General features: G+C 38.4%; 9 protein-coding genes. 2 read left to right on the top strand and 7 right to left on the bottom strand.

Features of this window, described 5'->3' with window-relative positions; translation table 11 throughout:
* Window positions 1-242 precede the first annotated feature (242 nt).
* The 3 genes from R2S10_RS17595 to R2S10_RS17585 form a co-directional block, all read right to left on the bottom strand.
* Window positions 243-491: a DUF1456 family protein gene (locus tag R2S10_RS17595; RefSeq protein WP_316841717.1), complete on the bottom strand. Its 249-nt coding sequence runs from the start codon at window positions 489-491 to the stop codon at window positions 243-245.
* A gap of 50 nt (window positions 492-541) precedes the next feature.
* Window positions 542-1,849: a DEAD/DEAH box helicase gene (locus tag R2S10_RS17590; protein WP_410478999.1), complete on the bottom strand. Its 1,308-nt coding sequence runs from the start codon at window positions 1,847-1,849 to the stop codon at window positions 542-544.
* Between the two features lie 67 nt (window positions 1,850-1,916).
* Complete coding sequence (locus R2S10_RS17585) at window positions 1,917-2,135, bottom strand: hypothetical protein (RefSeq protein ID WP_316822485.1); 219 nt, start codon at window positions 2,133-2,135, stop codon at window positions 1,917-1,919.
* Window positions 2,136-2,525: 390 nt separating this feature from the next.
* Here R2S10_RS17585 and R2S10_RS17580 point away from each other — a divergent pair, with 390 nt between their 5' ends.
* Window positions 2,526-2,999, top strand: a complete 474-nt coding sequence (locus R2S10_RS17580; protein ID WP_316841715.1) for a ribonuclease H-like YkuK family protein — start codon at window positions 2,526-2,528, stop codon at window positions 2,997-2,999.
* Here the strand turns inward: R2S10_RS17580 and R2S10_RS17575 are convergent, their stop codons facing one another.
* The 3 genes from R2S10_RS17575 to R2S10_RS17565 form a co-directional block, all read right to left on the bottom strand.
* Complete coding sequence (locus R2S10_RS17575; RefSeq protein WP_316841714.1) at window positions 3,000-3,599, bottom strand: DUF4468 domain-containing protein; 600 nt, start codon at window positions 3,597-3,599, stop codon at window positions 3,000-3,002.
* Between the two features lie 70 nt (window positions 3,600-3,669).
* A complete protein-coding gene (locus tag R2S10_RS17570; RefSeq protein ID WP_316841713.1) occupies window positions 3,670-4,689 on the bottom strand; it encodes an outer membrane beta-barrel protein in 1,020 nt (339 codons plus the stop codon).
* Between the two features lie 108 nt (window positions 4,690-4,797).
* On the bottom strand, window positions 4,798-6,174 hold the full coding sequence (locus R2S10_RS17565) for an ammonium transporter (RefSeq protein ID WP_316841712.1): 1,377 nt from the start codon (window positions 6,172-6,174) through the stop codon (window positions 4,798-4,800).
* 318 nt (window positions 6,175-6,492) lie between these two features.
* Between R2S10_RS17565 and R2S10_RS17560 the strand changes: the two genes are divergently transcribed.
* Entirely contained in the window at window positions 6,493-6,975 is a 483-nt protein-coding gene (locus tag R2S10_RS17560; protein ID WP_316841711.1) for an SRPBCC family protein, read from the top strand.
* On the opposite strand, the gene R2S10_RS17555 is transcribed toward R2S10_RS17560, so the two are convergent.
* On the bottom strand, window positions 6,954-7,910 hold the full coding sequence (locus R2S10_RS17555; protein WP_316841710.1) for a TIGR01212 family radical SAM protein: 957 nt from the start codon (window positions 7,908-7,910) through the stop codon (window positions 6,954-6,956). The genes R2S10_RS17560 and R2S10_RS17555 overlap by 22 nt on opposite strands.
* Window positions 7,911-8,019 lie beyond the last annotated feature (109 nt).

The raw sequence follows: 8,019 nt of genomic DNA, 5'->3' as shown, positions 1-8,019 counted from the left end.
GACATCTAACTACTAATTGCTATTTACAATATACAAAAAATTGTCATTTTTAGCAGATGACCAAAACTATACTATTATATTTTAAACAAAAATCATCTAGACAATATAGCAATCAGTTATTAATAAAAATTTACAATTTCTTAATTACACCCCCGATTAACCGCCTTAAACGATTTTTTTGCATAAAAAAACCGCGGAGAAAATGATTTTTTTCTCCGCGGTTCAATCAAAAAAATTAATTTTTAGTTTGCTGGTTTTTCAGTAGGTTCAGTCGCTCTAGGACCTCTTTTATAAATAACCAGACCATTTAAAAAGTTTCTTAGAATCTGATCACCACATGGTTTGAAATTTGGATGGTCATCGCTCCTGAAAAAGGAACCAAGCTCACTTTTAGTGATTTTGAAGTTCACTAACTCCATAATTTTGATGATATCATCATTTGTTAGCTCCAGTGCTACGCGTAATTTCTTAAAAATATCGTTATTGCTCATTATTTTGAACTTTATGTATTAAATTCAGATCAGTAATTAAATATTACGATTTACATCGCTACTTCAATCTTCACCTTTTTGTTTTTAATTTTTTCGTTAGTTAAAGCGGATAATACTCTGCCTACCATATTTCTTTTTACCGCCACATAAGAAGCCGTATCTTTCACTTCAATCAGGCCAACATCGTCTTTTTCAAGACCACCTTTTTTAAGTAATAAACCAACGATGTCAATTTTATTAACCTTATCTTTTTTACCTGCTGCGATGTATAAAGTTTGCCACTGACTGTCTTTAGGCAATGCAAAATTACCTTTCAGGTTTTCAGTCTCTATGTCTGCTTTTAAAAATGGATACTTTTCATCATCAGCAATCACTAGGTAAGCGGTTCCTTTTGCATTCATACGGGCAGTACGTCCGTTACGGTGCAAGAATGCATCTTCCGTGTAAGGCAATTGGTAATGAATGATGTATTCTACCTCGGGAATATCCAGTCCACGTGAAGCCAGATCCGTTGTGATTAAGATTTTAATACTACCATTTCTGAATTTCAACAAGGCACGCTCACGCTCATCCTGCTCCATCCCACCATGGAAAATATCGTGTGCCAAATCTTTGTCGATCAGCAAATCACTGATCCTATCCACCGTTTCCCTGTGGTTACAGAAAATCAAGGTGGTTTTATTTCCGATTTTACAAATCAATTGAAACAAGGTGTCCAATTTATCCGCCGCAGTGGTCAAGACCTTTTTCAGCTTCAAATCTGGTGCTACCTTTACATCTTTCAAGAAATCAATTTCTACCGGTTTTTTTACGCCTGTAAAATCAGGAATCTGATCCATCGCCGTAGCTGAAGTCAGAATTCTTTGTTTTAAAGAAAGTAATTTCGCGATGATATATGCCATATCTTGTTGGAAACCAAATTCCAGCGCCTTATCAAACTCGTCCAACACTAGGGTGTGGATCGGAGATTCATCGAAATTTTCATGACGTAAATGATACGCTATTCTTCCCGGTGTACCAATTAATACCGCCGGTGGTTGTTCTAAATTATTTCGTTCTGTTTTAACAGGGTGCCCCCCGTAACAGCAGTTCACTTTAAAACCTGTTCCCATCTGCTTGAATACCTGCTCAATTTGTAAAGCAAGTTCACGAGAAGGGACCAGCACTAAAGCCTGCACTCCTTTTACATCTGCATTGAGGTTGTTCAATAGAGGAAACAAAAAGCCTAATGTTTTACCAGAACCTGTAGGTGCCAATAAAACCACGTCACTTCCTTTTCCGGTCGCCGCAAGTGATGCCTGCTGCATCTCGTTCAAAGAAGTAATTTTTAATTTCTCCAGTATCTTTTCTACCATAATGGCACAAAGATAAGGGAATTAAGCCAGTAAACGTCAGCAGGTAAGAAGAGGAAATATAAAATTAGGGTTAAAATTTCAAATATTTCCTTCTCAAGTGCTTCATGGAGCTGTTCATTTTCCTGTCCAGAATCATCAGCATCTTCCCTCTTCTATAAATCCAGGAGGTCATTTTATGGTTGGCCTTTTTTAAAGGTTCGTATACTTGCTCTTCAATTTTCTCCCGATAATCATAAGGAGCCAGGCTTTGTTGTAGTAAATAAAACTCATTCATCAATTCTGCTTTCATAATCCTCATATTTAGGTTAACAACCTTTTTTTCCCTTGATTAAGATTGATTCTTATACTAAAGAAACGATACTTAAGGAAGGAATAGTATAACAAATCTGAAGATAAAGGGTTTTCATTCTTCGCCAATTCTTCCTGTTTTCCCCAGGATCTCCGCAGATTTCTTATTCCTGATTTTGCTGAAAAATGCTCATAACGTACTGGAAAACAAAATTAGGCGCCTAAAAAACTGGAGAGAGATTTTATTCCACAGGAAAAACAAACACACAACCTGTTGAAAATTAAGTATTTGTTGACAAATAAACCACATTAAATTAATGGTTTTTTAATTTAATACCAGTATTTTTAAGAAACCTGAATACGGGTTGTTTACTCTAACACCACATAACGTATGACCTGGAAGAAATTTAGCGGCGAAGTGATCCACTCGTCCATCTTAGAAGAAGTAGAACAAGCCATCATCAGGGAGACCGAAAAAGGGTTCCACCTCAAGGTCTGTATCGGTACAGACTCACAGGTAAAAGGGGCATTAACTGATTTTGCCACTGTGATTGTACTCTTACGTGAAAACCATGGAGGTTTCATGTACATTCATCAGGAGAAAACCCCACAAAAGATGAGCATCAAGGAAAGAATGCTGGTTGAAGTACAGAAATCCATTGAAACGGCATATTCCGTATGCGATTTACTGGACTTGTACGATGTGGATCTGGAAGTCCATGCAGACATAAACACCAATCCTATGTTTAAGTCGAACAAAGCCCTGAATGAGGCAATGGGATATATCCTGAGCATGGGTTTTATTTTCAAAGCGAAGCCTGAAGCTTTTGCCAGCTCTACCTGCGCAGATAAAATGGTACACTAGTTACCATTTTTGATCTTTTGTACGCTGTACCGGAATCGCTTTAGCGGTAGGATAAATTATTGCCGTATCCAGCAACATTCCTTTCTTAAATTTCTCTGCAAACAGCTGTGCTTCCTTAGCGGTCACCTTCAAATAAGAAGTCCAGTCCGCTGAGTTTAATTTTCCTGGTTTTTGTTCCAAAGGCGTTCCTATTGGAGTAGCGGGCACAAAATTGCCATAACGATCTCTTTGATAAGGAATGAAGTTGAAATCCGTCAGCCAGAAGCGATATTTCCCATCCTTAAAATCCAGGAACAACTGATAAGTCAGTTCCCCGGATGGGCGTATCAATACAAATGCGGTTTTATTAATGATCAGTTTTCCTTTACCAGTCCAGAGGGAATCCTTTTCAGAAAGCTTAATTTTTGGTGCCGAGGAACTATTAAAATAAGTTTTAGCATAATTTTTCAGTGCTTCCGCAGTTTTATCTTTTCGGGAAACCACTTCATAATAGATGTATTTCCCTCTTTCATCAAGAGGTAATACCTGCTCCTGAGCTTCCTGTGCAAAAACACTGGAACATCCCATCACACACCATAAACATACCATCACTATTTTCATAAAGCAGCAATCTTTAAAGGAAGAAGGCTGTTTAAAAAACAACCCTCTTCTATATTTAAATTAACGGAGACTAAAAAGCATACACCGCAGCCAAGGCAAATTGCGAGGCATTTTTAGTTGGATTGAGGTTCTTTTTCACAAATACCGCTGATGATCCATCATCAAAACGAACCTCTGGGATAAAAGTAAGTCCGCCGGCTTTCACATTTGCAGAAAGCGTAAGCGCAGTAATATGTTCATCACTATCTCCAGCCGTTCCTTTCCAATTAAAATACTCGCCCCTTAAACCTAAAGAAAAAGCAGAAGTAAAGGCATTTTGCACATACAATGCTCCCCCACTATAACCTCCCCCATCCCTGGTCACAGAATAATCTGCAGCATTTAAACCCAATTTCACCTTTTCCGTTACCTGATAAGCAGTGGTTAAATCCAGGATGGTTCCTGTTCCTGCTACTCCTGCAGATTTACCGGAAAGCACATTCAGGTAAGCCGTCCAACCTTCAACCGGACTTACTGTTAATTGGCCCCCAATATGAGATACCCCATTCAGGTCTTTATACACATTCCAATCATTAAACAATCCCAACATCAAACTCACTTTACTGGAGAACGCATAACTTCCTTTTATCCCGGCATTCTGAAAAGGTCCGCTGGTAAACAGATAGGAAGTGGAATAATTGTAATTCCCTGTCGGAGAAATCACTTCATATCCAATAAAAGTACCCATATATCCCGCAGTTACGGTAAACTTATCTGTAAAGGCATAGGCTGCATATAAATTCTGAATGTGAAATGAATTGTCATCAGTCCCATCTCCATTGATCAGGGATTGATATTGTCCTCGTGGTCCAAAAGACAACTCCCCTACAAATGAAGCTTTTCCTGTTGTTTTCTTTAGCGCCAGATCTATCATCCCTAGAGAGATAGAGTTTTGGTCGCTGGCAAAGCTGGTTCCGATATTAGGTTGTTTCGCAAAATCATACTTATAATAGGTATCGACAGATCCGGAAATCTGCAAAGGTGCTTCCTGAGCATAAGAAAAGGAAGCAAAGGACAGTGATGCAGTGGTAAAAATTGATTTTAGTTTCATGGTTTGGTTGGTTTGAGGTATAGAATCAATAATGGGTTAAAGCATTTGTACTGGGGAGTTGTGTTACATAGGCAAAAGTGTTTTTAATGGCTATTCTTGATGAAATAATTAGTCTGCGTTATCGATTTCTACACCTGTTGCAGCTACGATTAAAGTGCCCTGGAAATATTTCTCATCATGCTGACTCGCATCCAAACCTGCTTCTTCTTCCTCAGAAGTTACACGGATAGGTTGAATGACATTTATGAATTTGAAAATAAGGAAGGAGACTACGAAACTGAAAATAGCTACGATGAGCACACCTTTCAACTGGGTAAAGAAAAAGGTTGGATTGCCATACAACAAGCCATCAACACCTGCAGCATTTACCGTTTTTGTAGCAAATATACCTGTCAGCAACATCCCAACAATTCCACCTACTCCATGACAAGGGAATACATCTAAAGTATCATCTAAGCTGGTTTTTGACTTCCAAACTACGGCAAGATTAGAAACCACTGCAGCCGCTGCACCAATGAAAATACTGGAAGGAATGCTTACAAATCCTGCACCTGGCGTGATGGCCACTAAACCTACCACTGCACCAATACAGAAACCAAGAACAGAAGGTTTTTTACCTCTGGCCACATCGAAGAACATCCATGACAATCCTGCTGCACCTGCAGCGATATTAGTAGTTGCAAAAGCAGATACTGCCAGACTGTTTGCGCCCAATGCTGAACCTGCATTAAAACCAAACCAACCAAACCACAATAAACCGGTACCGATTAGTACATAAGGAATGTTAGCAGGAGGAACCTCCTGATGGTCTTGGTGACTTCTTCTTCTTTTCAAGACCAATGCACCTGCCAAAGCAGCCATCCCCGCAGAAATATGAACCACTGTACCGCCTGCAAAGTCAAGCACACCCATTTTAAACAGGATGCCTTCCGGATGCCAGGTCCAATGTGCCAATGGAGAGTACACGAACAATGCAAACAAGACAATAAATAAGATATATGAAGTGAAACGGATACGCTCTGCAACTGCACCAACTACCAAACCTGGTGTGATGATTGCAAACATCAATTGAAATAATGCAAATAAGGTTAATGGAATAGTTGGTGCCAGACTCCATGATGGCCCGGAGTTTACGCCCTGAAAGAACAAATAGGTTAATGGATTTCCAATCAATCCATTGATACTTTCTCCAAAAGCCAGACTAAAGCTAACGGTTACCCAAAGAACACTGATTACTCCTGCAGCAACCACACTCTTAATCATCGTAGAAAGCACATTTTTACGGTGAACCATCCCTCCATAGAAGAAAGCAAGGCCTGGAGTCATCAAAAACACCAATGCTGTTGCTACTAAAATGAATGCAATGTCTGAAGTATTGTATTTTCCTTCGTCAAAGTTCGGATGAAGGGGTACAAAAAGGGCTAAAATTGCAATTATTGCTAAAACTGCAAAAGGTCCCACCTGTTTTAATAAAATTTTGGCCATAATACTCTGTTTTTAAAATTTATAATTGGTTTTACTCTTATTTTTTCATAAAACTAGTGATTAATTAGAATTATAAGAAACAAAAACACAACAAAATCACAAAAACAATATAAAAATAACAACAAAACCCAACAAAACAATACAAAATAACATGTTTTATATATAATAATCACAAAATCACCACAAAACATGGGTAACAAAATGAAATTATACAAATAAATAACACAAAAAACTGAAAAACACATAAAAATAGCATGACCTATAGATTATTATGAGAGAAAAACCGAAAACAGGGAAATATCGTACCTTTAACTTACCATGAAAGCATATCAATTGAAATTTAGTCAGCGATTACCCATTCCACTTGCAGAAGCCTGGGATTTTTTCTCTTCTCCGATGAATTTAGCGAAGATCACCCCTCCAGAAATGGCCTTTCAGGTCACATCAGGCACACAACTACAAGAAAAGATGTATCCAGGAATGATTATTACCTATAAGATATCTCCATTATTAGGGATTAAGCTGAACTGGATGACAGAAATCACGCAGGTAAAAGAACAGGAATATTTTATAGATGAGCAGCGCTTTGGCCCGTATCAGTTTTGGCACCACCAGCACCACTTTTCTGCGATCGATGGTGGCGTAGAAATGAACGACATTTTAACCTATGGCATGCCAATGGGCATTTTCGGAAGAATGGCCAATAGTATATTTGCTGCAGCAGAACTGCAACAAATATTTGAGTTTAGAAAAAAGAAGGTAATTGAACTGTTTGGTGATTATTCCGCTACCGGAGTATAAGCAGATCCTTGTACCACTCCTCTACGTTCAATTTCTTTATCGATATAAGTCTGAATGGCCGATTTATTTAATCCCCAGTTTGGTGCAATCAATAAATCCCAGTCGGAAATTCCAAATAAACGTTGAATCACCACATCTGGACGTAACAATGGAATTGCTTTGCAAAGGAAATCCGTATACTCTTCTAAACTGAAAAGTTTAAATGGTTCTTTTTTATATTTCGCTCCCATAATAGAGCCTTCTACCACATGAAGGTGGTGGAATTTTACAAATTTGATCTTAGGGAATTTGTTGATTTCATGAATATAACCCAACATCATTTCTTCTGTTTCCCATGGGAAACCAAAAATAGTATGTACACATAGGTCCAATTTAGAATTGTCCAGCAATTTAACTGCGGCAACAAATTCAGCATGACTACAGCCACGGTTGATCTGATTCAGGGTTTCGTCATAAATAGACTCCATTCCCATTTCCAAATCGACATCAAAACGGTCGGCATAGCTTTCTAAAAGCGCCACCTTTTCCGCATCAATACAATCCGGACGTGTACCAACAGAGAAACCTACTACATCTTCTGTATTGATAGAAAGTGCTTCATCATACATCATCTTCAGGTAATGAACAGGTGCATAAGTATTGGTATTCGGTTGGAAGTAGACAATAAACTTATCCGCTTTATAAAAACCTTTACCTCTTTCTATCCCTTGCTCCAGCTGTTCGCGGATTGTAGGTAGCCTTCTGGAAAGCTCTGGTGTAAATGAATCTACGTTACAATAGGTACAACCGCCATAGCCTTTACTGCCATCACGATTTGGACAGGTGAACCCACCATCAACGATTACTTTGAATACACGCTGCCCCTTGTACTTCTCTTTCAAGTGCGTTCCGTAATTATTATATCCCTTTATTCCTAAGTCCAGTAGAGTTCCCAATTGCTTTAATTTTTCACAAAAGTACGGCTTTTATTTTTAATACCTTTTCTAAGGCTTAAGCAAAATTTTCTATTTACTTCCCGATGAATTTAGCCAGAATTTTAAATTA

The sequence above is a fragment of the Pedobacter gandavensis genome, from assembly GCF_032678745.1.
In the GTDB taxonomy this organism is placed as follows: domain Bacteria; phylum Bacteroidota; class Bacteroidia; order Sphingobacteriales; family Sphingobacteriaceae; genus Pedobacter; species Pedobacter gandavensis_C.
The sequence above is the reverse complement of the archived record's forward strand: the minus strand, read 5'-3'. Positions and strand labels throughout refer to the sequence as shown.